Annotated in this window: 22 protein-coding genes; 7 read left to right on the plus strand and 15 right to left on the minus strand. The window is 59.9% G+C overall.

The genetic code is table 11. The annotated features are described in order from the left end of the window. Positions 1-11 precede the first annotated feature (11 nt). The 4 genes from ACTHUY_RS02745 to ACTHUY_RS02760 are packed head-to-tail and all read right to left on the minus strand — an operon-like array spanning position 12 to position 3,676. Positions 12-335, minus strand: a complete 324-nt coding sequence (locus ACTHUY_RS02745) for a non-heme iron oxygenase ferredoxin subunit (protein WP_441677575.1) — start codon at positions 333-335, stop codon at positions 12-14. Continuing rightward, on the minus strand, positions 332-1,516 hold the full coding sequence (gene sufD, locus ACTHUY_RS02750) for a Fe-S cluster assembly protein SufD (RefSeq protein WP_441677577.1): 1,185 nt from the start codon (positions 1,514-1,516) through the stop codon (positions 332-334). Before sufD ends, ACTHUY_RS02745 begins: the two co-directional genes overlap by 4 nt. A 1-nt stretch (position 1,517) precedes the next feature. Beyond that, positions 1,518-2,963, minus strand: a complete 1,446-nt coding sequence (gene sufB / locus ACTHUY_RS02755) for a Fe-S cluster assembly protein SufB (protein ID WP_441677578.1) — start codon at positions 2,961-2,963, stop codon at positions 1,518-1,520. Further along, positions 2,960-3,676: a helix-turn-helix transcriptional regulator gene (locus ACTHUY_RS02760; protein WP_126703245.1), complete on the minus strand. Its 717-nt coding sequence runs from the start codon at positions 3,674-3,676 to the stop codon at positions 2,960-2,962. The genes sufB and ACTHUY_RS02760 overlap by 4 nt, the downstream gene beginning before the upstream one ends. Before the next feature lie 181 nt (positions 3,677-3,857). Between ACTHUY_RS02760 and ACTHUY_RS02765 the strand changes: the two genes are divergently transcribed. The 4 genes from ACTHUY_RS02765 (at position 3,858) to ACTHUY_RS02780 (ending at position 7,539) form a co-directional block, all read left to right on the plus strand. Then, positions 3,858-4,766 (plus strand): ATP-binding cassette domain-containing protein, encoded by a 909-nt coding sequence (locus ACTHUY_RS02765; RefSeq protein ID WP_441677580.1) that lies wholly within the window; start codon positions 3,858-3,860, stop codon positions 4,764-4,766. Further along, positions 4,763-5,482, plus strand: a complete 720-nt coding sequence (locus ACTHUY_RS02770) for an ABC transporter permease (protein ID WP_441677582.1) — start codon at positions 4,763-4,765, stop codon at positions 5,480-5,482. Before ACTHUY_RS02765 ends, ACTHUY_RS02770 begins: the two co-directional genes overlap by 4 nt. A gap of 6 nt (positions 5,483-5,488) precedes the next feature. Then, a complete protein-coding gene (locus ACTHUY_RS02775) occupies positions 5,489-6,418 on the plus strand; it encodes a COX15/CtaA family protein (RefSeq protein WP_441677584.1) in 930 nt (309 codons plus the stop codon). Positions 6,419-7,110: 692 nt separating this feature from the next. Further along, on the plus strand, positions 7,111-7,539 hold the full coding sequence (locus ACTHUY_RS02780) for a hypothetical protein (RefSeq protein WP_441677586.1): 429 nt from the start codon (positions 7,111-7,113) through the stop codon (positions 7,537-7,539). 51 nt (positions 7,540-7,590) lie between these two features. Here ACTHUY_RS02780 and ACTHUY_RS02785 read toward each other — a convergent pair whose 3' ends face one another. The 6 genes from ACTHUY_RS02785 to ACTHUY_RS02810 form a co-directional block, all read right to left on the minus strand. Beyond that, the gene (locus tag ACTHUY_RS02785) at positions 7,591-8,457 is read right to left on the minus strand and encodes an FKBP-type peptidyl-prolyl cis-trans isomerase (protein WP_441677588.1); all 867 of its coding nucleotides are present in this window, start codon (positions 8,455-8,457) and stop codon (positions 7,591-7,593) included. Continuing rightward, on the minus strand, positions 8,454-9,836 hold the full coding sequence (pafA, locus tag ACTHUY_RS02790) for a Pup--protein ligase (RefSeq protein ID WP_441677590.1): 1,383 nt from the start codon (positions 9,834-9,836) through the stop codon (positions 8,454-8,456). Before pafA ends, ACTHUY_RS02785 begins: the two co-directional genes overlap by 4 nt. Beyond that, positions 9,833-10,006, minus strand: coding sequence for a ubiquitin-like protein Pup (locus ACTHUY_RS02795; protein WP_126703241.1), 174 nt, complete (start codon positions 10,004-10,006; stop codon positions 9,833-9,835). Before ACTHUY_RS02795 ends, pafA begins: the two co-directional genes overlap by 4 nt. Before the next feature lie 2 nt (positions 10,007-10,008). Beyond that, the gene (gene dop, locus ACTHUY_RS02800) at positions 10,009-11,568 is read right to left on the minus strand and encodes a depupylase/deamidase Dop (protein ID WP_441677592.1); all 1,560 of its coding nucleotides are present in this window, start codon (positions 11,566-11,568) and stop codon (positions 10,009-10,011) included. Next, positions 11,565-13,217 carry a proteasome ATPase gene (gene arc / locus ACTHUY_RS02805; RefSeq protein WP_441677594.1) on the minus strand — a complete coding sequence of 551 codons (1,653 nt, stop codon included), beginning with the start codon at positions 13,215-13,217 and terminating at the stop codon, positions 11,565-11,567. Before arc ends, dop begins: the two co-directional genes overlap by 4 nt. A 271-nt stretch (positions 13,218-13,488) precedes the next feature. After that, entirely contained in the window at positions 13,489-14,610 is a 1,122-nt protein-coding gene (locus ACTHUY_RS02810; protein ID WP_441677596.1) for a tRNA (adenine-N1)-methyltransferase, read from the minus strand. A gap of 52 nt (positions 14,611-14,662) precedes the next feature. On the opposite strand from ACTHUY_RS02810, the gene ACTHUY_RS02815 reads away from it, so the two are divergent. Continuing rightward, positions 14,663-15,487, plus strand: a complete 825-nt coding sequence (locus tag ACTHUY_RS02815) for a RecB family exonuclease (protein ID WP_126703237.1) — start codon at positions 14,663-14,665, stop codon at positions 15,485-15,487. A 148-nt stretch (positions 15,488-15,635) separates the two neighbouring features. Here the strand turns inward: ACTHUY_RS02815 and ACTHUY_RS02820 are convergent, their stop codons facing one another. Genes ACTHUY_RS02820 through ACTHUY_RS02830 form a run of 3 tightly spaced genes read right to left on the minus strand, consistent with a single transcriptional unit; the run spans position 15,636 to position 18,195 of the window. After that, positions 15,636-16,112, minus strand: a complete 477-nt coding sequence (locus ACTHUY_RS02820; protein WP_441654238.1) for a MauE/DoxX family redox-associated membrane protein — start codon at positions 16,110-16,112, stop codon at positions 15,636-15,638. Continuing rightward, positions 16,112-17,335: a hypothetical protein gene (locus tag ACTHUY_RS02825; protein WP_441677598.1), complete on the minus strand. Its 1,224-nt coding sequence runs from the start codon at positions 17,333-17,335 to the stop codon at positions 16,112-16,114. The genes ACTHUY_RS02820 and ACTHUY_RS02825 overlap by 1 nt, the downstream gene beginning before the upstream one ends. Before the next feature lie 17 nt (positions 17,336-17,352). Then, positions 17,353-18,195, minus strand: coding sequence for an undecaprenyl-diphosphate phosphatase (locus ACTHUY_RS02830; protein WP_126703234.1), 843 nt, complete (start codon positions 18,193-18,195; stop codon positions 17,353-17,355). 47 nt (positions 18,196-18,242) lie between these two features. On the opposite strand from ACTHUY_RS02830, the gene ACTHUY_RS02835 reads away from it, so the two are divergent. After that, positions 18,243-19,196: an aldo/keto reductase gene (locus ACTHUY_RS02835; RefSeq protein ID WP_441654236.1), complete on the plus strand. Its 954-nt coding sequence runs from the start codon at positions 18,243-18,245 to the stop codon at positions 19,194-19,196. 496 nt (positions 19,197-19,692) lie between these two features. Next, complete coding sequence (locus ACTHUY_RS02840) at positions 19,693-21,246, plus strand: SLC13 family permease (RefSeq protein ID WP_441654235.1); 1,554 nt, start codon at positions 19,693-19,695, stop codon at positions 21,244-21,246. Between the two features lie 235 nt (positions 21,247-21,481). On the opposite strand, the gene ACTHUY_RS02845 is transcribed toward ACTHUY_RS02840, so the two are convergent. Continuing rightward, entirely contained in the window at positions 21,482-21,778 is a 297-nt protein-coding gene (locus ACTHUY_RS02845) for a DNA primase (RefSeq protein ID WP_126703231.1), read from the minus strand. Between the two features lie 364 nt (positions 21,779-22,142). Continuing rightward, positions 22,143-22,892, minus strand: coding sequence for an SDR family NAD(P)-dependent oxidoreductase (locus ACTHUY_RS02850; protein ID WP_441677600.1), 750 nt, complete (start codon positions 22,890-22,892; stop codon positions 22,143-22,145). Between the last annotated feature and the right edge of the window lies 1 nt (position 22,893).

Below are 22,893 nucleotides of genomic sequence, written 5' to 3' on the forward strand. Positions count from 1 at the left end.
TGTGAAAAGTACTAGTTGAGTGGACTGTCGACATCGACCCAGACGGAGCCGTCTTCCAGCTTCAGGGCGTATACCGACACAGATTGGATGGCGGGCAGCTGACGGGGTTTGCCCGTCCGCAGGTCGAAGACGGAGCCGTGCTTCCAGCATTCAATGCCGCCGTCTTCCACGTCACCGTCCGAGAGCGACACGTTGCCGTGCGTGCACAGATCGGAGATGGCGTGCCAGGAGCCGTCAGAGTCTCGAGCGATCGCCAGGTCAACCCCATCAAGGGTCACCTGCATAACGTCCGCAGGATCTACATCTGCTTCCTGGCACGCAACCTGAAATGTCATGCCTCGACGCCAGCCATTGTCTGGTCGAGCTCGACCTCGATCGCGGCCATGAGCTTCTCCTGAATCGACGGAACGCCGATCTGGTTGATGAGCGAGGAGAAGAAGCCACGAACGACGAGGCGGCGCGCCACGTCCTCCGGGATTCCGCGGGCCTGGAGGTAGAACAGCTGCTCGTCATCGAAACGACCGGTCGCGGATGCGTGTCCTGCACCCTCGATCTCGCCCGTCTTGATCTCGAGGTTCGGGACCGAGTCGGCCTTCGCACCTTCGGTCAGAACAAGGTTGCGGTTCAGCTCGTACGTGTCGGTTCCGGTGGCCTCGACCTCGATGAGGACGTCGCCAATCCACACTGCGTGTGCGTCGTCGCCCTGAAGGGCACCCTTGTAGGTGGCGTTCGAACGGCAGTCCGGCACTCCGTGCTTGACGAAGAGACGGTGCTCCTGGTGCTGGCCAGCGTCCGTGTAGTAGGCGCCAAGCAGCTCCATGTCGCCGCCCGTGCCAGCGTATTCGCCGTCGGTGGTGACGCGAACGATCTTGCCGCCGAGCGTAACCACGATGTGGCGGATCGAAGCGTCCTTACCGAGACGGATGCGGTTGTTGGAAAGGTGGATCGAATCCTCTTCCCATTCCTGGACCGTCACGAAGGTCAGGTGCGCGCCGTCCTTGACGTCAATCTCGATGGCCTCGGACAGCATTGCGTCACCGTCGTGGGCAACCACGATCGTGGAGTTCGAGTTTGTCTCGGCCACGAAGTGGAAGTGGAGGGAGGACGGGTCGCCACCCTGGCCCTTCACCTTCACGATGCCCTCGGTCTCGGCGCCTTCGGCAACCGTGACAACATAGGCCTTTTCGAAGGAGTTCCAGGCTACAACCGCGGAACGGTCGCCCGGTGCCTGAATGGTGCCGATGCGCTCATCGTCGCGATCAACAACCTCGAGCTCAACGCCCTCGGCCGTTACTTCGGGGAGGGTTCCCTCGAGCTTGTCAGCGAAGAAGGGAGCAAGCTCCTTGATCGGGGTGAAGCGCCAATCCTCTTCGGTTCCGTTCGGAACGGGGAAGTCGGCGAGATCGAACGAGGACTCGCGATCTCCGCGGGATGTGCCAACGACCTGCTGGTTGAGCGCGGGGTCGTCGGTGGCCAGCTTGGCCTGCGAATGATCGGTAGACAGATTCGTCGTCATATCAGCCGACGGCTCCTTCCATTTGAAGCTCAATGAGGCGGTTAAGTTCGAGGGCGTATTCCATGGGCAGCTCGCGGGCGATCGGCTCAACGAAGCCACGAACGATCATGGCCATGGCCTCAGCCTCGGGCATGCCGCGCGACATGAGGTAGAACAGCTGGTCCTCGGAAACCTTCGAGACGGTGGCCTCGTGGCCCATCTCGACGTCGTCAACGCGAACGTCAACGTAGGGGTACGTGTCGGAACGGGACTCCGTATCGACAAGGAGCGCGTCACACAGAACTGTGGACTTCGAGTGCTCGGCCTCGGGCATCACCTGGACGAGACCTCGGTAGGAGGCGCGTCCACCACCCCTGGCAACCGACTTCGAGACGATCGACGAGGAGGTGTAGGGAGCCATGTGGACCATCTTCGAGCCCGTGTCCTGGTGCTGATCGGCACCGGCGAACGCGATCGACAGGGTCTCACCGCGGGCGTGCTCGCCCATGAGGTAGACGGCCGGGTACTTCATGGTGACCTTGGAGCCGATGTTGCCATCGATCCACTCCATGGTGCCGCCCTCTTCAACCGTCGTGCGCTTGGTGACGAGGTTGTAGACGTTGTTCGACCAGTTCTGGATCGTCGTGTAACGGACGCGAGCGTCCTTCTTCACGATGATCTCAACAACTGCCGAGTGCAGGGAGTCCGACTTGTAGATCGGGGCCGTGCAACCCTCGACGTAGTGAACGTAGGAGCCCTCATCGGCGATAATGAGCGTGCGCTCGAACTGACCCATGTTTTCCGTGTTGATACGGAAGTAGGCCTGGAGCGGGATGTCGACGTGAACGCCCGGGGGAACGTAGACGAACGAGCCACCCGACCACACAGCCGTGTTCAGCGAAGCGAACTTGTTGTCGCCCGCGGGGATAACGGTGCCGAAGTACTCTTCGAACAGCTCGGGGTGCTCCTTCAGAGCGGTGTCGGTGTCAAGGAAGATGACACCCTGCTGCTCAAGGTCCTCACGGATCTGGTGGTAGACAACCTCTGACTCGTACTGAGCTGCGACACCCGCAACGAGACGCTGCTTCTCAGCCTCGGGAATACCGAGACGATCGTAGGTCTCCTTGATGTCCTCGGGAAGGTCTTCCCAGGAGGTAGCCTGCTTCTCCGTCGAGCGGACGAAGTACTTGATCTGATCGAAATCAATATCGGTCAGGTCAGCACCCCACATGGGGAGCGGCTTCTTGTCGAACAGCTTGAGTGCCTTGAGACGGCGCTCAAGCATCCACTCGGGCTCGTCCTTCATCTCGGAGATGCTCCGAACGACATCCTCGTTCAGACCGCGGCGTGCATTAGCACCCGCTTCATCAGAGTCATGCCAGCCGAACTTGTAGTTACCAATCGAAGCGATGGTCTCTTCCTGTGTCATCGACTCGCCGACACCGGCTTCTGGCCGTGTCTGTGTCATTGATTTCCTTCCGTTGCGCTTTCACGCGATGGTGTTCCCGCGGAGCGGGATGGGATCAGCAGTGGTATATGGGTGGTACAAACGTGGTCCCCGCCCGCTAGGGTAGCGAGTCTTTGGACGTGAACGCCAAGCAGTCTCGAGAAAGCCTGCGTCTCAGCCTCGCAGAGCTCCGGGAATTGACCGGCAACTTCCTGCACCGGGCAGTGACCCTGGCATAGCTGAAGCGCATATCCCCTCGGTCCCACCGCCCTCAGTGAAGCCGCGTAGCCATCATCTGACAGCTTCTTGACGAGCGCCTTCGCACGCGTCGCGGGGTCATCCCCCGCCTTCTCTAGTTCGGCGGCGTAGCGTTCCTCAAGGTCGTCCGTACGCCGGCTAGCAAAAGCCTCGATCTTCTCCTCGCCCATCTCCTGGCGAATGAAATCCAGGGCTTCGGACGCTAGATCGGAATAGGCGTTATCGAGCTTCGAGTGACCGTCGGATGTTGCCACATAGTGGCGCGCCGGCCGTCCTCGCCGCGCTTTCGTCGAGGCCGCAATCTCGTGGACCTCAATAAGGTGATCTTCTTCCAGGACGCCAATGTGGCGTCGCACCGCAGCCGGTGTAAGATAAAGGATCTTCGCCAGGCTCGCGGCCGTTATCGGGCCCCGCTCGACAATGAGCTGAAGGATGGTTTCCCGCGTTCCGGATTCTGGTTCCTGCGCTTCCGCCATGGCCTCCTCCTTTCCGCTCGATATCTTTACACAACAGTTTCCTTGCTTATTTGGCTAAATGCAAGCATTTCGGACGTGGCCCAAGTCTCGAACGCACGTTCTAGCACGTAGTTTCGCGGATTTACGCAACCGACGTGGGCGCGTCGCCGAAGGCCAGGGTCTCTCGGCCTACAATGGGGCAATGATCGAGTCCGCGCTCGAGGTCCAGAACCTCACGATGTCCTATGGAGACAAGACCGTCGTCGATGATGTTTCGTTCTCCGTTGCCCGCGGGACGATAGCGGCAATACTCGGACCGAACGGAGCCGGCAAGACCACCACGATCGAGAGTTGCGAGGGTTTGCGCACCCCCGTCTCGGGCACCATCTCTCTGCTTGGGCTGGATCGCGTCGCAGGCGGTGCTGAGATCCGGAGGCGCGTCGGGGTCATGCTTCAGGACGGCGGCCTACCCCAGGCTCCCACCGCCGCTGCCGTGCTTTCCCACATCTCCAAACTTCATCGAAACCCCAGGGACGTCCGCGAGCTCTTAGACCTGCTTGAACTCACCGAGCATTCCAAAACAAAGGTCCGGCACCTGTCCGGCGGGCAGCGCCAACGCCTGTCGCTCGCATGTGCCCTGGTGGGAAATCCGGATTTGGTATTCCTCGATGAGCCCTCTGCCGGCATGGACCCGGCCTCCCGCCGCACCCTCCACGGCATGATCAGAAACCTCGCCGCATCGGGTACCACGGTGGTTCTCACCACCCACCTCATGGACGAGGCGGAGACCCTTGCCGATCAGGTGATCGTCATGAGGGACGGAACGATCATTGCCGATGGTCCCGCAAGCGAACTCCTCGGTGGTCGTTCCATGTGGATCGAGGGAGCTCATGCGGAAACGCTGCGGCAGATCCTCTCCCCCGATCTGCCGGGCTACGAGTTCCTCGGCAGGGGCGACCAGCTGGAGATCTTCGGTAAGAACCCCGCAACCCCTGGCGATCTTGCGAAGGTTGCGGCCGCTCTCGATCGTCATGCCATCAACACGGTGAGTGTTTCCCTGCGTCCCCGGTCGCTCGAGGACCTGTACTTCGATCTCGTGGAGGTCCAGTGACCGTCCTAGCCCAGACCCGCTTTGAAACGGCGACGATACTCCGGAACGGCGAGCAGGCACTGCTCAACATCATCATTCCCGTCGCGGCACTCATCGTTCTCACGAACGTGTCGTTCAGCCCGTCGGGAGCCATGGATGTTGACATGGCGTTCGCATCCTCGCTGGCCCTCGCCTGGGCATCAACCGGTTTCACCTCGCAAGCCATTGCCGTCGCCTTCGACCGCAGGTGGGGCGTGCTCCGCATGCTGGCAACCACGCCACTCGGCCCGATAGGTCTCTTCGCAGGCAAGCTCGGTGCCATCGCCATCGTTGCTCTCATCCAGGCCGCCGTGCTCGCGATTGTCGGAGCATTCCTGGGCCTTGGCTTCACTGTCGGCGTACTTCTGCCCGGACTCGCATTCATGGTGCTGGGCCTCGCCGCATTCCTCGGGCTCGGCCTCCTCATCGGGGGCACCCTCAAGCCCGAAGCCGTTCTCGCCCTTGCGAACACCCTGTGGATCGTCATGGCGGGTCTTGGCGCAATCATCATCCCAGCATCCGAGTACCCGTCCTGGTGGGGTGCGATCGTTGAGTTCACTCCGCCCGGCGCCCTTGGTGAGGGACTTCGCAACCTCGGTTCGGGCGAACCCATTATTAAACACATACTTGTTCTGGGAGGATGGGCAGTGGGCGGGGGCCTACTTGCTGCCTCCCGCTTCCGCTGGGACACGAAGTAGGAAAGCATGCACGTCGACAGAACCACCCGCAACCTTGCGATCGCGAACCTCATCGCACAGATCGGCATCATAGTCACCGGCGGGCTTGTCCGCCTGACAGGATCGGGGCTGGGCTGCTCCCAATGGCCGCTGTGCGAGCCCGGCCAGTTCACACCCCAGTTCCAGGAAGAGTCCTCGATTCACCCCTACATCGAGTTCGGCAACCGGACCCTGACAGGCGTTCTTACCGTCATTGCCGTTCTGCTGTTGATCGCTGTCTACAAGCGCCAGCCCACGGCCTCGCGTCCCCCGATCAAGAAGCTCGCCTGGCTCCCTCTTATCGGCATAGCCATCCAGGCAGTCGTCGGTGGCATCACCGTCTTGGTTGACCTACATCCCGCTGTCGTTGGTAGCCACATGCTGATCTCGCTGGGACTCGTCGCCATATCCGCCTACCTCGTGTGGCGAATCGATCACCCCGACACCGCACCCAGCCTCCCGTTCCCGGGGGCAAAAATCCTCACGGCAGCTATCGGACTTACCTCTGCTGTCCTCGTTATCCTCGGCGTTATCGTCACCGGCGCTGGCCCGCACTCGGGCGATGATGAAGCACCCTACCGGTGGGCCATGGACACGGTAGCGATCACCCGCCTCCATTCCCTATCCGCCTGGCTCTTCACCCTCGTCGCCATCATTGGGCTCGTTCTCGTCATCCGTCACGCAAAGACCAGCCCCAGCCCCGAGTCGGCAACCGCGGTGAAAGCCTGGGGGCTCATCATGGCGATCACTATCGCAGAGGGCGTTGTCGGTTACGTCCAGCACCTTACAAACCTGCCCGAGGCGCTCGTCCTCACCCACATGTTCCTCGCCTCCCTGCTGGTCATGGCAGTGGCTTGGGGAGCAAGCGCCCTTCACCCGCGAGTCGAAGCTGAGGTCAAGGAGACTGTCACCGCGTAGTTCAAGGCGTTACTTCAACCCACTAAATTTTAGATCCACGGAGAAGGTCGGGAGCGCACATTCACGCTCCCGACCTTCTTGGATCATCCTAGAAATCGCGACATCCTGCCAAACGTATTAAAGGTCGATATAAACAAAATAGTTTCCAGGGATAACCACTAAGCCTAAGAGTTGCCTCACTACCACCGACAATAGTCCTCTCAATCTGTCCGATTCTGAAGATACCCTCAATTACACAGAGGGACACTTTGGAGGAATGAATCTCGAAACGATTATTTGCGGCCCTGTCGGTTATCACCCTTGCGCTCACGGGATGTGCGGCAGATGACGAGGACGCAGCATCCGGCACTGTCGACCTTCAGACAGAATCTGAAACTGCCACAGAGCAGGTCGACACAGGAGGTGAAACTGTCGAGGTCATAGACGGTGCGGCTTCGGATACGATTAAGACCGGGCTCCAGGGCGCGGGACAGCAAAACGGAAACGAAGAAATAGCGAGCGACGAGCCAGCTATCACCGCTGACGAAGCTACACCTACCACCGCCGAGGAATCTGCGCAGCAACCTAGCGAAGGCGAGATCGATACCGGGACCACCCAAGCCACCGAGTCTCCCGACGAGGGAGACTCAAACGGTGGGGACGATCTTGACGACAAGTTTGGCGAGAAGATTATTAGCGATCGCGGAAATCTCGTGAAGACGATTGGGCAACCCGCTGGTCTCGCTGACGAGTATGGAGAAAATGAAACAATCGTCGAGCTCAAAGTGACGGAGATCGAACCGCAGTTCGAGTGCACGAGTTCTTTCGCTGAGCCACCCGCCAACGGAAACTATATCGCCATCACATTTGATATCCAGACGCATCCGGCCCTCGCGGACGCCAGCTGGCCAGAGTGGTACATGAGCGCCTATGACATGCACATCATTTCTCCCGATGGCGTTCGAGAAAATGACTCGATCGGAAATAGCTACTCCTGTCTCTCCGCTGCGGGCTCACTCCCGAGCACACTCGGTCCAAACGAACGCGCAACGGGAAAGATTGTGCTGGATAGCGCGCACGAGTCGGGTATTCTCATTGTCGCCCTCGGTGGGGCAGTTAATGGATGGGAATGGGAGTTCTAAAGCGGACTCCATAGATGTTCATCAGTTCGCAGGCACGAACATCGGGGGCCGCTAACGGTCCGCAGACGACAGCTCTGTCGGCTCCGATGTGCTCGTCGGTTCACTCTCCATGTCGTCGTCGACGTCTTCGTCCTCGTGGACAGCAAGGATGTCGACGATAGCGATGAGGTCGTCGGTTCCCTGGGCTTGGTGAGCCGGAATCTGAATGAGCAGGCGTGAGCCAACCGGGGCTTCAGCGATACCGGTTTGCAAGCCTTCCATAGTCCCCTCAAGCTCCAGCAGGATTGGGCTGGCGGGCCAGGTCGTGTCGATGAGTTCGCCTGTCTCCGCCTCGTATAGCGAGTACTGGAGATAGATGTGGTCATCAGCGGCAACCTGGGCACCGGCGCCGCGAATGGCTATCGAAGTCGAAAGCTGTTCGACCGGTTCAGATGAACCAAGGGTTGGGACACCGTCGTCACCGACGGTCATGGAAGCTGTTCCCGCTATCTCGCGTTCCTCGCCCTGCGCTGTTGTGTGGTGGATGTCGATGACGACGATCTCTGCGCCGGTCTCTTGGGGATTAATCTGCAGGACTCTGGAGCCCTCCGTTATTCCCACAACGTCGATTGGAGCGTCTTCGGCTTTGCCCAGGACGGGGCCGGTGGGTTCAACGAGAACCTGTCCCCGGTCCGTGAAGGAGGCGGCGGTGTAGAGGATGGTTGCATCGGGTGCTACTTCCCGACCTTCGCCCTCAACATCTATGCTCTCCTCCCGATTATCAGGGATATCTCCTTCGAAGGAACGAAAGTGGGGGTTGCCAAGCTCTCCAAAGAAGCTCACCGAGTACGGAGTCTCCTCCCCCGTGTCAGCTTCCTCCGGAGCCTGCGAGCAGGCCCCGAGGGTGATCAGGAGAAAGACAGCGAGGGTTTTCCTCACACCTGCTCCAGGAGCTCATCCACTCGTTCATCGACGGGCGAGAACGGATCCTTAAGAATCACGGTGCGGGCACCATCAGCTTCAAGAAGTCGCAGATTCATCCAGTCGACCATGAAGTCTCGGCGCGCCTCGGAAGCCGCCTTGACGAAGCGTCCGCGTAGAGCAGCTCGCGTGGTTGCCGGCGGATTATCGATCGCGTGGTGTACCGCTTCCTCGGTGACAACGCTTTCAAGTAGCCCCTGCTTTTCCATCGACGTTGCCAGGCCCGCTGCGGGTGACAGGTCGTGGTAGGCAAACTCGAGGCGGGTGAGCCGAGGATCGTCCCACGACAGGCCGCCCTTGGTCCGGTAGCGCTCGAGAATGTTGTGCTTCGCGATCCAGTCGAGCTTGGTCGACAGGCTGTCAAGATCGCCCTCTTCCAGGCGGTCAAGTGCTTCGATCCAGAGCGTCACCATCGCTGAGCGAGTGTCATCCAGGTCCGCGAAGTAGCCCTGCCTGTCGTAGTGGTTGTGCGCTGCTTCCGCGAATTCCCGCTGAATCTGCAGTGCCGTCCGCATGCGACCGTTCTCCAGCTCGACCGTGGTTTTGAGGCTCACATCGTGGGAGATTTCCCTGATTGAGCGCATCGGGTCTTGGAGTTTGAGGTCCGGCATGATGACCCCGTCTTCGATCATGACGAGCAGCATCTCGGTGGTTGCAAACTTCAGCGCCGTTGAGGTTTGGGACATGTTGGAGTCGCCCACAATGACGTGCATGCGCCGGTACTTCTCGATGTCACCGTGCGGCTCGTCGCGCGTGTTCACGATCGGGCGGGACCTCGTCGATGCTGACGATATGGCGTCCCACATTTGGTCCGCACGCTGGGAGATCTCATAGACCGCTCCCCCGGGTTGCTTGCGAATGTGACCGGCTCCGGTGAGGGCCTGACGGGTGATGAAGAACGGGACAAGGGAATCAACGCGGGCACGGAAGTCCCTGCGCCGGCGAATCAGATAGTTCTCGTGGCATCCGAACGAGTTACCGGCCGAGTCCACGTTGTTCTTGATGAGGTGGATTCGCTCGGGCATGTCCTCCGCCTCGAGCCTCCGGTTAGCTTCGTCCACCATTGACTGGAAGATCAGGTCGCCTGCCCGGTCCATTGCCACCAGGTCCGCAATCGAATCGCATTCGGCCGATGCGAACTCGGGGTGTGCTCCAACGTCAAGATAGAGGCGCGAACCGTTCGTCAGGAAGGTGTTTGTCGACCTGCCCCACTCCACGATCCTCTTGAAGAGCCGCTGGGCAGCATCCTCGGGCGTGAGCGAGGACGGAGCCCCGGTCGTCGTGGCGGTCGTGAGACCGTACTCGGTCTCCACTCCCATGACGCGCTTCGGGATCACTGTCCGCCCTTTTGGACGAAGCCTTGAACAAAGGCCTCGGCATTGGTTTCAAGAACGGTGTCGATCTCATCGAGAAGGGAGTCGATACCCTGGTGCTGGAGCTGCTTCGCCTCAACCTCCTGCGGTGCATTTACCTGCTTCTGGCTCTGCTTGCTGATGCGTTCCTGCATAGCTATCCTCTCAATCTTTCAAGAAAATCATTGATGGTTGGGGCCGCAACGGCTTCTCCAACCAGTTCTTTGGTCCCTGCCAGCGGGTTGAGCGTCGGGATCCGCAGGAGCGACTCTTCGCCGTTGTCGACGGTCACCGAGTCCCATGCGGCGGCATGGACCTTGCCGGGGAAGTTCGCAATCAACGTGCCGCGCACAAAGGCCCGCGTATTTTCCGGTGGGACGGTGGCAGCCCGTTCCACCTGATCGGGGGTGAACAGCCTATCGATCCGCCCTGCCTGGTCAAGCCGGTCAACAATGGATCGTCCAGCCCTCAGGTCGTGCCACTGGAGATCGAAGGCAACAAGTTTCGGATCGTCCCAGGCCAAATCTCCGCGAGACTTCAGTGCCTGCAGCATCTGATACTTCGCAACCCACTCAACCTTGCTTGCGGCGGAGAAAATATCGTTGCGCAGGAGCTCAATGACCTCGTCCCAGGTGTCGAGGAGAAGAAGTGTTTCCTCGTCGACTACACCGGCTTTTTCCATCGCGGTGCGGCACATCCGTGCGTAGTGAGCCTGGATGTCGAGGGCCGTGGCGGAACTACCGTCCCGGAGGGCAATCTGGTGTGTCAGCGACAGGTCCCAGGAAACCTCCGTTGTTTCAAAGACGGGATCGGCGATCGCAAGCGAATCCATTTCAAGATCTGCTCCCCCGTTCTCAATCAGCCAGAGGACGGCGGATGTCGTTCCAAACTTGAGGAAGTTCGAATAGTCGAACAGGTTCGCATCCCCGCCGATCACGTGCAGGCGCCGCCACTGCGACGCAGCATGCGGCTCATCGCGGGTGTTGATGATCGGGCGGTTAAAGGTTGTTTCCAGGCCAATGTCGTTTTCGACATAGTCGGCGCGCTGGGAAATCTGGTAGCCCGGTTCCTCGGAGCGCTGACCGAGGCCGACCCTGCCGGCACCGCACAGGACCGGGCGGGTCACGAAGAATGGAATAAGGGCGCCAACAAGGTCATCGAAGTCAACTGAACGATCGACAAGATAGTTCTCGTGGGCGCCGTAGGTGGCACCCTTCCCATCGACGTTGTTCTTGTAGACGATGTAGTCGTTGCCGTCCTGGCTGGCCAACTGCATCGCATCCCTCGCGATATGCTCGCCGGCCCTGTCGTACAGAACAGCATCGAGTGGACCGAGGGTTTCCGGCCCCGAGTATTCCGGGTGAGCATGGTCCACGTAGAACCTGGCACCGTTCGTGAGAACCGTGTTCGACGCCCGCGGCATGGCGAGCTCAACGTCGCTGGGGCGTCTCACCGACACCGGACCAGACGGTGCCAGTGAATCGGGATTGTCGGTGAGCTGAGAGGGATCGGCAGCGGCCCGGTCGATCCTAAAACCGCGAGCATCGTTCAGCGGGTCCTCGCCGCGGTAGTCCCAGCGAATAGGACCGGACGGGCTAGCCGCGCCAGCTGCCGCATAAGCGTCAACGAGCTGTGCTGAGAACCGGATCGGATTGAACGGTGTTGACGACAGGATCCCGAACTCGGTCTCCGTGCCAATAACGCGCTTAACTGTCACAGTTTCCCTCCCAGGTCGAAGCCCTCATAGGTGTTGCCACCGTCGGCGATGTCGGGGTTTGTTGAGGCTGCAGCGGGTGCCGGAGTGGAGTTCGTCTTCCCAGCCTGTTTGCGAGAATCAGCCTGGCCCGCGAGCGAACGAACGTAGGTGATGCGGCGGTTGGTGGCGCGTCCGTTGATACGAGCCCAATCGTCTGGGTTCGTCACTCCCGCAATATCCTCGTTCATCCGGATCTCCTGGTCGAGAGCCTCAAGCAGGTGATCGGTGGTGATGCCGCGCTCGCCCGTATTGAGCAGGTCCTTAATGGCGAATGTCTTAGCACGGTCAACGAGGCCGGCAATCATGGCGCCGGAGGCGAAGTCGGACAGGTACAGGGTCTCCATCGCGCCATCGGCGTACGTGATCTCCACGTATTCGGTGCGAGCGTCACGGCTAAAGAGGGCATCGATAGCGGCCTTCGTCATGGCCTTGACGGCTGACTCCTTCGAGCCGTGGGCATCGATCTCATCCGCGTGGATCGGCAGTTCCGGCGTCAGGTACTTCGCCATGATGTCCACGGCGCCGTTCCGGTCGGGGCGCTCGATTCTGATCTTTACGTCGAGTCGGCCCGGGCGGAGGATCGCGGGATCGATCATGTCCTCGCGGTTGGAAGCGCCGATAACGATAACGTTATCGAGGGTTTCCACGCCGTCGATTTCAGCCAGAAGCTGGGGAACGATCGTGGTTTCAGCATCCGAAGAAACGCCCGACCCACGCGTGCGGAACAACGCCTCCATCTCGTCAAAGAACACAATGACCGGATATCCGCCGGAGGCACGTTCGCGGGCGCGCTCGAAGATCTCGCGGATCTGCCGTTCGGTTTCCCCCACGTATTTGTCGAGAAGCTCGGGGCCCTTGACGTTCAGGAAGTAGGCGCGATCATCCCCCGAGGTCTCGGCAAGCGAGGTGGCCACGGCCTTGGCGATCAGTGTCTTTCCACATCCGGGAGGCCCGTAGAGCAACACGCCCTTGGGCGGTTTCAGGCCGTGATCGCGATAAAGTTCGGGGTGCTCAAAGGGCAGCTCAACCGTGTCGCGGATCTGTTCGATCTGGGAGCCCAGGCCACCAATGTCGGAGTAGGAAACGTCCGGGATTTCTTCGAGCAGAAGCTCCTCAACGTCGGGACGCTCGAGAAGCTCGTAGGCAAATCCATAGGTCAGGTCGGCGCGCAGGGAGTCGCCGGGACGCACACCGGCAGAAACCAGCGGATCGGCGATTCTGACAACGTGCTCAACCTGATTGGAGGTGATGAGGACCCGGTTGCCATCGATAACGAGCTTCGCGGTGACAACGTCACCGGTTTCGGGAAAGCCCAGTCCCTCGAGGACGACAAGCTGCTCCGACATGCGAAGGATCTGGCCCGGACGCAGTGCGCCCGCTCCCCTGTCCACCGTCACGTTCATGGGGCGGCCGCCGATCAGAACATCGGCGGTGCCATTCGTGCCAGCCTGGAGGAAGATGGCGTAGGGGCTCGGAGGGGATGCTAGCTGCTCGAGCCTCTCATCCATTTTCCCCAGTTCCTCACGCGCACGCGTGAGCGCGGCAGAGAGCTTCTCGTTCTGCTTGGCCAGCAGTGCCACCTGCTCGGTCAGGCTGCTTGCAGAGCTCATCAACTTCCTCTCGTGATTTCTTCCCAGTATCTCGCAGGCAGGGCGGGCTGTCGAAGTGCGGTCGCACACGCCTGCCGGGAAATGCGTAACAACGACCATACTCCGATCCGACTATCGGCTACTTTCCGACCGCAGAGCGGAACAGCAAGGACGTCATTTGCACGTGCGGCCGGAATTCGAACGTGCAACCCCAAATCACGTGCGGATAGCTCGCCCGCGGGGGATATTGAGAGGCCCCGCGGGATTACAGCACACCGAATAGGCCACTGGTTCAGTTCTCATTTTGTTTGTCCTGTGACTTCTCGTCCTCGGACCGCTTGTCCTCGCGCGACTGACCTTCTGGTGTTTCCTCAACATCAGGGACACCTCCACCCGGATCGGTCGGAGCTATCCCGTGGGAGGAGCCCGTCTTTTCCACGAGGGCACGGTGGCGAACATCGCGTAGCACCCTGCGAAGCTTCTTCGGTGCCATCTCATGCTCCACGATGGGAGCAAGGGTTGGATCCTCCCAGGGCATGGTGTCCGAGTAGGCGAGTTTCGCGGGTCGGCGCTTTTCCAGGAGCGGTTCGGTGTCGGGAGCGAGCCGGCGGGCGACAACGAGGAAACCGGTGTGGGCAACCATGCGGTGATCGGGACGCACGGCGAGGCCCTCGAGATGCCAGGTACGGACGAGGGTTTCGGTGGCTTCAACCTCGGTGAAGGAGAAGGTTTGCCGTACTTCTTCCACGAACCGGGATAGCTGGGTGGTTGTTGCCACGTAGGCAAGGATGACACCGCCCGGCCGCAGGATTCGCATGGCGCCGTCGAGGTTTTCCCACGGGGCAAGCATGTCGAGAAGAACGTGGTCGACACTGTCTGCTTCCAAGCCGTCCATGACCTCTGCGAGATCACCGATTTCTACCTTCCAGGGAAGCTCTGTGTCCCCGTACCAGCTCTCAACATTCGCGACAGCAATTTCTGCGAAGTCTTCCCTGCGCTCAACCGAATGTAGGTAGCCCTCCGGCCCGATTGCGGCCAGCAGCGAAAGTGAGAGAGCGCCCGAACCGACCCCCGCCTCGATGACTCGTGCACCGGGGAAGATATCGGCAATGGAGACGATCTGGGCCGCGTCCTTGGGATAAATGGGGGTGGCGCCCCTCGGCATCGAGAGGACGTAGTCGCCGATTAGAGGACGCAGCGCAAGGAGACGGTAGCCGTCATGAGTGTCGAGAACGGAGCCTTCCGGCTTGCCGATAATCTCGCTGTGGCGGATCCTGCCACGTGTCGACTGGAAATAGCCATCGACGGTCAGCATAGTCGTGTACTTACGGCCCTTAACGTCGGTGAGCTGAACGCGTTCGCCTGCGCGGAACGGTCCCCGTCGCCGATTGGCACCTGTGGGATGAATGGTCACAGTCGAAGAGTCTACCGGCCGCTGAGCCCTCTCCCTTCGATAGGCTTGCGTCATGCGTTACCTCCCAGCCCTGTCCGTGTCCCGGCTCAACGACTTCAAGCAGTGTCCTCTGAAGTTCCGATACCGGGTGATCGACAGGGTGCCAGAGCCCCCGTCATCGGCCGCCACCAAGGGCACCCTGGTCCACTCGGTCCTCGAACACCTCTACGACCTGCCCGCACAGGAGCGAACGATCGGTCGCGCAACGGATCTTCTGGAACCCCGGTGGGCAGCGATGGTCGAGAGGGATCCTGAGGTTCAGAAGCTCTTCGAAGAAGAATCATTCGACACGTGGCTCGACTCGGCTCGCTCTCTCGTCCGCACGTACTTCAATCGCGAGAACCCGGTCATGCTGAGCCCCGCCAGGTCCAACCGGGAAAGAATGCTGACCGTTGAGCTTTCCTCGGGTATCCGCTTCCGCGGAGTCATCGACCGCATCGACGTAGCCCCGTCGGGAGATCTTCGTGTCGTCGACTACAAGACGGGGAAGATGCCAAACCCGAACTACCAGAGCGAGGCACTTTTTCAGATCAGGGCCTACGGACTGCTCCTCAAGGAAGCGGATGGCAAGGAGCCTCTCCAGTCCCAGATCATCTACCTGGGTTCGGATTCCACGCTGACCTACTGGACGGACGATAAGGACAATGCGCTCGTGGAAGACACCATCGTGTCGGTGTGGAACCAGATCCTCGACTGCCTCGACACCGGCGTATTCCCGCCCCGCAAATCCAAGCTGTGCAACTGGTGCTCGTTCCAGTCCATCTGTCCCGAGTTCGGCGGCGAGGTACTCCCTATCAACGAGGCCGGGGTAGAGAAGCTACGCAAGGTCCAGGTCTAAGAACCGGGACCCTGATCACTATCCTCACGGTGAAGCAGCCCCGCGACTCGGCAGCAGTGACCGAAGCTTAGCGTTAAATCTTGCCGGTGTTCGAGCGTGAGCTGTGCGTTCAGACTTCGATCAAGCCCAATCCGGATACGGTCTGAGCTCACGCTCTACGAACGCTACGGGAAGCGGCTTCGCAGGCAATGACTCCAGCGAGGGGGATGAGTGCGGGCCACTGGCTCCAAGACACTCCGGTCATACCGTCCGCTCCGATGGAAAGGATGGCCAGAGCCAGCACGAATACGTTGCGCAGAACCGTGATGTTCGTGATCGGTTGCGGCTTGGTCGATAGGCACCTGCATTCACTTCCCCGTGCCCGCGCAACGAGGACAAGGTAGGTGAAGGCAAGAAGCACTCCGATCGCTCCCGAGAACCAGCTGACGGGTCGGCTGGCGAAGATCAGGAGGCCGATCAGGATGATCTGAAGAACCAGATGAGCCCACGCGGCGGCTGGCCGCATGAGACCGCTTGGGAGAAACAGGTCCCGCATGGCGCGGAGCATCGACGCCGGCATGCCCCTCAGGGAGGCGAGGACCGATTGTAGGAGGACCGCCGCCCACAGCAGGGCCGCGAGGCTCACTAGAAGTGCACTCCCAGGAGCGCCTGGCACATGTCCTTAAACAGGGTAGCGCCCTCGCGGTCGTCCGAGTATTCGTTTTCTTCCGCCCAGGCATCGATCACGTCGAGAGCGCCGGGGGTATCGAGATTATCGGCAAGGCGTACGCGTACATCTTCGAGGAGCTGACGGGCACCGGCACCGCCCGTGTGGTGAGCTCTGCGCCAGCGAGTCAGCCTGCGCTCGGCACGACCCAGGTCCTCATCGGTGTACTCCCAATCGGAGTGCCAGGCGTGGCCGAGGAGAGCCAGGCGAATAACCATGGGTTCGAAGCCGCGCTGGAGAAGCTTGGAGACGAGAACAAGGTTGCCAAGAGACTTGCTCATCTTGTGCCCCTCATACGCCACCATGCCGGTGTTCATCTGACCGCGGACCTGCACCTGGGGATGGAAGTCGTCCATGTGCATGAGGGACATTTCCTGATGCGGGAATACCAGGTCGGCGCCGCCGCCCTGGATATCAATGGTGTCACCCAGGTAGTCGCGGCCAATGAGTGCACATTCAATGTGCCAGCCCGGCCGCCATGCGCCCGCCTTCGCGCCTTCCGCACGGAAGTCATCGCCAACGGCGCCCTTCCACACGATCGGGTCGAGAGGATGCTTCTTGCCTGGACGGTCCGGGTCTCCGCCGTTTTCCCGGAATACGTTGATGAGGTCGAAGCGCGACAGGTGCTCGGAGGCGTAGTCGGCGTCGGTGGTCTCAAGGTAGTAGTCGGTACGTCCGTCTTCGCCCGTCAGGCCGTAGGCGCGACCCTCGTCAAGGAGCTCGCGAACACTCTTCTCAAGTGGATCGAGAATGTCGGAGACCGGCACCCAGGAGTCGGGCGGCAGAACCGACAGAGTGTCCATGTCGGTGCGGAATAGTTCGATCTGAGAATCGGCAAGTTCCCGCCAGTTCACACCGGTCTCTTCGGCGCGCTCGAACAGCGGATCGTCGATGTCCGTGATGTTCTGGGCGTAGTTAACGTTAAGTCCCGCGTCCTTCCAGGTCCGCACCAGCATGTCGAATACGACATAGGTGAAAGCATGACCGAGATGAGTGGCGTCGTACGGCGTGATCCCGCATACGTATAGCCGAGCATCCGCTCCCTGAACCGACACCCGCTCTCCGGTGCGAGTATCGATGACGCTAAGCGCGGGCGCACGGCCCGGAAGCTCGGGAATATGCGGCTGAGGCCACGAACGCATAGGAACCTTTCTGAGAATCACTGTGCTGACAGTACGCCCGCCAGAAGCAGGCCAACGACAGCAGCGGCGAGAAGCAACCGGTAAATAACGAACGGCAGATAAGACTTGGTAGAGATCAGCTTAAGGAACCAGACGATCACTATGTAACCAACAATGAAGGACACCACAGTCGCAACAAGTGTGGGCATTGCCCCAGCTTGAGGGCCAGTTCCGTCGTCCGTGATCAGCCGGTAGAAGCCGGAACCAAGAACCGCGGGGATCGCGAGGAGGAAGGAAACTCGGGCAGCTGCCTCGCGGGTGTAGCCGAGAAGCAGACCGATCGTGATTGTGCCACCGGAGCGGGAAACACCCGGAACCAGTGCCATTGCCTGGGCGAACCCGAGGGTCAAACCATCCTTGAAGGTGAGGTTCTCAAGCGACTTCCGCTGCTTGCCAAAGCGGTCAGCGAGGCCAAGGAACACAGCAAACAGGGCCAGCATGAGAGCGGTCAGGTAGAGATTGCGGAACACCGAATCGATCGCATCTTCCAGGAAGAGTCCAAGAACAACAATCGGAAGTGTGCCGATTATCACGATCCAACCCATGCGAGCATCCTGCGGATCCTCGGGGCTTCGATCCTTCCACGGTCCAAACGGCAACGCGTTAAACCACGCCTTCAAAATCCGCCAAATGTCATGTCGGAAGTAGGCAATGACCGCCAACTCGGTTCCGATTTGGACAACGGCAGTAAACGTAACGCCAGGATCCCCAAGTGACGGGAAAAGCTCACCGACGATACGCAGGTGAGCAGAGGATGAAATCGGAAGGAACTCGGTGAGTCCTTGAACGAGGCCAAGGATGACCGCTTCGAAAATTCCCATAGCGCCACCTTAGGCCCACAAACAGGGCAATGCAGTAGGCTCTCAGTGTGAGAAAACGCAAGCTTGGCACGATCGGCACATCCGTTTCCGCCGTCGGACTTGGAACCCTAACGTGGGGACGCGACACGTCCCCCGAGGAGGCAGAGAAGCAGATTGGCCTGTTTCTCGATGCTGATGGATCGCTGATCGACTCCTCACCCTACTTCGGTGGAGGGGCCGCCGAGTCAGTTCTTGGTGAGCTACTTCGCACCGCCATTGACCGGTCCGCCCTCCATATCGTGTCCCGCGCCGGCCTCGGAGCGGACGGGGTCGACGCCTCCCGCTCCTCCCTCGAACGCAACGTCCGTTCCAGCCTCCAAAATCTTGGCACCGAATGGATCGACACCCTCGTTCTCGCAGCACCGGACCCTGTCACCAGCCCCGAAGAGACCGCGGATGCTTTGTCCGCTTTAACGTCTCGCGGGCTGATCAACGGCGTGGGCCTTGGCAACTGCCCCGGCTGGTACGCCGGAGTCATGAGCGAACTCTTGCGCGAGCGCGGCGTTCGGCTTTCCGCCGTTCATACCGAGTACAGCCTGTTGCAACGCGGCATCGAACGAGAAATCGTACCCTTTGCAGAGCATGCTGGGGCTGGCATTATCGCCTGGTCATCGCTCGGACGCGGAGTCCTCGCCGGCCGCTACCGTCACTCCATTCCCCCGGACTCCCGTGCCGCATCCCCGCACTTTGCTGGATTCGTCGAGCCCTATCTCGACGACAAGTCACGGCAGACCGTCGAAGCTATCGCGACGGCGGCCGATGGCCTTGGCGTCGACATCGCAACGGTGTCCCTCGCCTGGGTCCTATCCCGGCCGGGAGTGTCCGCAACTCTCATTGGTCCCCGCACCACGGCGCAGCTCAGCGCCATCCTCACCGACTTGGACGAGGACATTCCAAATGCTGTTCTCGAGGCGCTAACCGACGTCACCGAACCCGCCTGGGGCTACCCCGAACGCTTCTAAATCACCACTCGAAACGCTTCTGCGAGTTAACTCACGGCGCGCCAGGAGCGCAGCCTTGTCCCCGAGGAACCCTTGGTGAGTCGCAACCTCAAGCATGCAACATCCCAGCATTCGCGCCCGGTCGGCACCTGTCGCGTGGCACCAACACCACGGCACGCTCTCGCAACGCAAAAACAGTGGCGATAACACATTCCCCACAAGACACGCCGGTGTGCGTCAAATAGTTATGACGGAATAATCTTCGTCAATTCACGTATCAATACCCAACCGGTCACCAGGAGGGTGCTCAAATAGCGTAAACGCGCGGGATGCTCTAATTAAGCACTAAAAAATCGCATTTATTCCATGTCCGTTATGTGCGTTTTCGCTGGTCAGGCCCAAAAATTGCCTTCACAATTTCCAAGACACGTCCACTTTGTTGAGTTATGCTCCCAGCAAAACACAAGTAAATGATATGTGTCACAGCACGCGCTGTGACAATTTGATCGGAGGCGACGTGAGCACCCCAGAAATTCACGAAGTGTCGGCTCAGTCCGAAGGCAGTAAGGAGGCCCCGGTACCATCCCGCACGCGAAATATTCGGTTGATCGGTATGGCAGCGGGTGTGCTCGCTGCCATTCTCATATACAACATCTTCCCTTCAAGCTTGTCTGCCGAGTTCCAGTCAGCACTGACCGAGGGCGGCATCGAGACAGACCGCAACACGATTGCTTACGTCGCCGCGATTGCGGTTCTCATGGGTGTCTGGTGGATGACGGAGGCGATTCCCCTTGCCGCCACCGCTCTGGTTCCACTCGTTGCCTTCCCGGTCATGGAGATTTCAACAATGGGGACGGTGGGTTCCTCATACGGTAGCCCCACCATCTTCCTGTTCATGGGCGGGTTCTTCCTAGCTCTCACAATGCAGAGATGGAATCTCCACATACGCATCGCCCTTCGCACAGTTCTTCTCATCGGAACCAAGCCGAAGCGGCTCGTCCTTGGCTTCATGGTGGCAACCGGGTTCCTTTCCATGTGGATCTCAAACACCGCGACCGCCGTCATGATGCTTCCAATCGGCATGTCCGTCCTTGCTCTCGTCGGCAGAATCGACACTCGTGTCGGTACGGATTCCAGGTTCGGTGCCGCGCTCATGCTTGGCATCGCCTACGCTGCCTCGATCGCCTCGCTGTCGACCCTCATTGGCACTCCCCCGAACACCCTGCTGCGCGGTTATTTGCAGGACAACCACGAGATCACGCTGAACTTTGGCAAGTGGATGTTATTCGGCACGCCGCTCGCCTGGGGCTTCCTCCTCATCGCCTGGTGGCTGCTTATGACGCTCTACAAGCCGGAGATCGATGAGATCCCGGGTGGCAGAGAGCTCATAGCCGAACACCATGCCAAGCTGGGGCCGATGTCGCTCCAGGAAAAGATGACGATGACGATCTTCCTTCTTGCCGCGCTCTCGTGGATCATCGTCCCGACAGTCTTCCCGGACTCCCCCGTCGGTGACGAAACAATCGCCATGATCGTCGCCCTTGTCCTGTTCCTGGTTCCCGCGAAACCCAAGGAAGGCATTGGGCTACTCAACTGGGAGACGGCCAAGGGCGTCCCGTGGGATGTCTTGCTCCTTTTCGGCGGCGGTCTCGCGCTGTCGGCGGCCTTCGGTTACTCCGGGCTCTCACTCTGGATTGGCGACCAGGCGGCCGGTCTTGACGGTCTCCCGGTGATCGTCATTGTCATTGCGGTGGCCGCGCTCGTCGTCTTCCTGACGGAAATGACCTCCAATACCGCAACCGCGGCGGCATTCCTTCCGATCATTGGCGGCGTTGCTCTCGGTATGGGAGTGGATGTCGAGCTCCTGGTCATCCCAGTGGCTCTCGCAGCAACCTGTGCATTCATGCTCCCGGTAGCAACACCACCAAATGCCATCGCTTACGGCTCCGGCTATATCAAGATCAGCCAGATGGTCAAGGTCGGTATTTGGCTGAACCTCATGGGAATCGTCCTGATCACGCTGTTCACGATGTACGTGGGCCCGGCAATCCTCGGATACTCCGTGGGATAGCTCGAGTCGAACAATCAGTCATTGGCTCCCCGTGTGCCAACGGCAGGTGGTTGGGACAGGAACTCCCTGCCCAACCACCTGCCACTTAACGGTCGCCGCCACGAGTATCGACACGAGAATCCACATGGCGCATGTCAGATCGGCGTCGACTCCGTCCAGAATGGCGTTATGCTTCTCGCACCTGTGGGCAAGCAAAAGGGCCGGGCAGATTGCCCGGCCCTTACTCTACATCCGCTCAATCATCGAGAGGTTCAAGATCGTCCTCGTCGAAGTCGAAATCATCATCGTCATCGTCGTCGAGGTAGTCGTCATCGTCATCATCATCGTCGTCATCGTCGCCGTAGACATCGAGGGGTAGTTCGATTCCGTAGCTTGTATAGACGGCATCGTCGTAAAGCACATACGCATCTGCCAGATTGTCTGTCGCTTCAAGTACCGAGTCAGCATCGGGGTCCTGAGTATGTGCGGCAGTGTCGTGGAACGCCTCTAGAGCCCCGATAAGGCGGTCAAGTGCTGTACGCGGTTCAATCATGGCACGAGCTTATCGCGAAAATGCCTCCGAGGCACACGACGTTTGGCCCCTCGAGAGGCCGAGAACTTTGCCCCTACTCTATTCTTCGAATTGCTGCCACAATGGTGTCCATAAGTGAACAAGAGTCCTATGACCTCTCACATCTGATGAGAACAAGACAATTCTCTAAAAAAGATCCCAGTAGTCCGCTACACTTGCACCATAGAAAAACTTCGAAGCCGATTACCGCGGGTTTCCTGCACAATTGCGCTTCGGCGAACCTCTCTCCTTGAGAGGTACCGCGGCGGGCGGGCTGTAGGTGTGGCCCCGGCTCCCGCCCGCCGCGATTTCTTCCGAGCCGACTGTGATGCAGTCGGCTCGGGTTTTAGTGGAGCAGCTGTCCGCCACTCACATCCACGGTAGCGCCCGTCATGTAGGACGACTTCTCGGAAACGAGGAAAGTCGCAACCGACGCGATCTGATCGGCTGTCGCAACATATCCGATGGGGATACGGGCTTCGTAGAATTCGCGCTTCTGCTCGAGAGCGTCAGCAATCATCGGGGATTCCATCGTGCCAATCGCAAGAGCATTAACGGTGACGCCGTTCCCTCCCATTTCGCGGGCAAGGGATCTCGTCATCGTCACAATTGCGCCCTTCGCGGCGGCATAAGGAACGTGGCCGGTTGACGAGCCACGGAAGGCTGCCTGAGACGTGATGTTGAGGATCCTGCCCTTCCGGCCCTCCCCCGTGCAGTGCGCAATGAACAGCTGGGAGAGCAACATCGGGGCCCCGAGATTGACCTCCAGGGACCGATCCCACAGGTCATCATCAAAGACGCCGACCTCGGTGGTTAGCCACAGGCCAGCATTGTTGACCAGAATGTCGAGACCGCCCAGGGCATCCACGGCCTGTTCGAAGAGCCCCCGCGTCTGAGAACGGTCGGAAAGATCGGCATGGATGGGGACGACTTCGCCGTCAATCGACTCCGCCATCGCCCTTGCATCGTCCTCCCGGCTACGGAAGTTCAATGCCACGCGTGCACCTTCGGCGGCAAGGGACCGAACGAGTTCGGCCCCGAGGCCGGAGGCCCCTCCGGTGACGAGGACGCGCTTGCCCTCCAGTTGCAGATCCATG

The sequence above is a fragment of the Flaviflexus sp. genome, from assembly GCF_052087705.1.
Taxonomy (GTDB): Bacteria; Actinomycetota; Actinomycetes; order Actinomycetales; family Actinomycetaceae; genus Flaviflexus; species Flaviflexus ciconiae.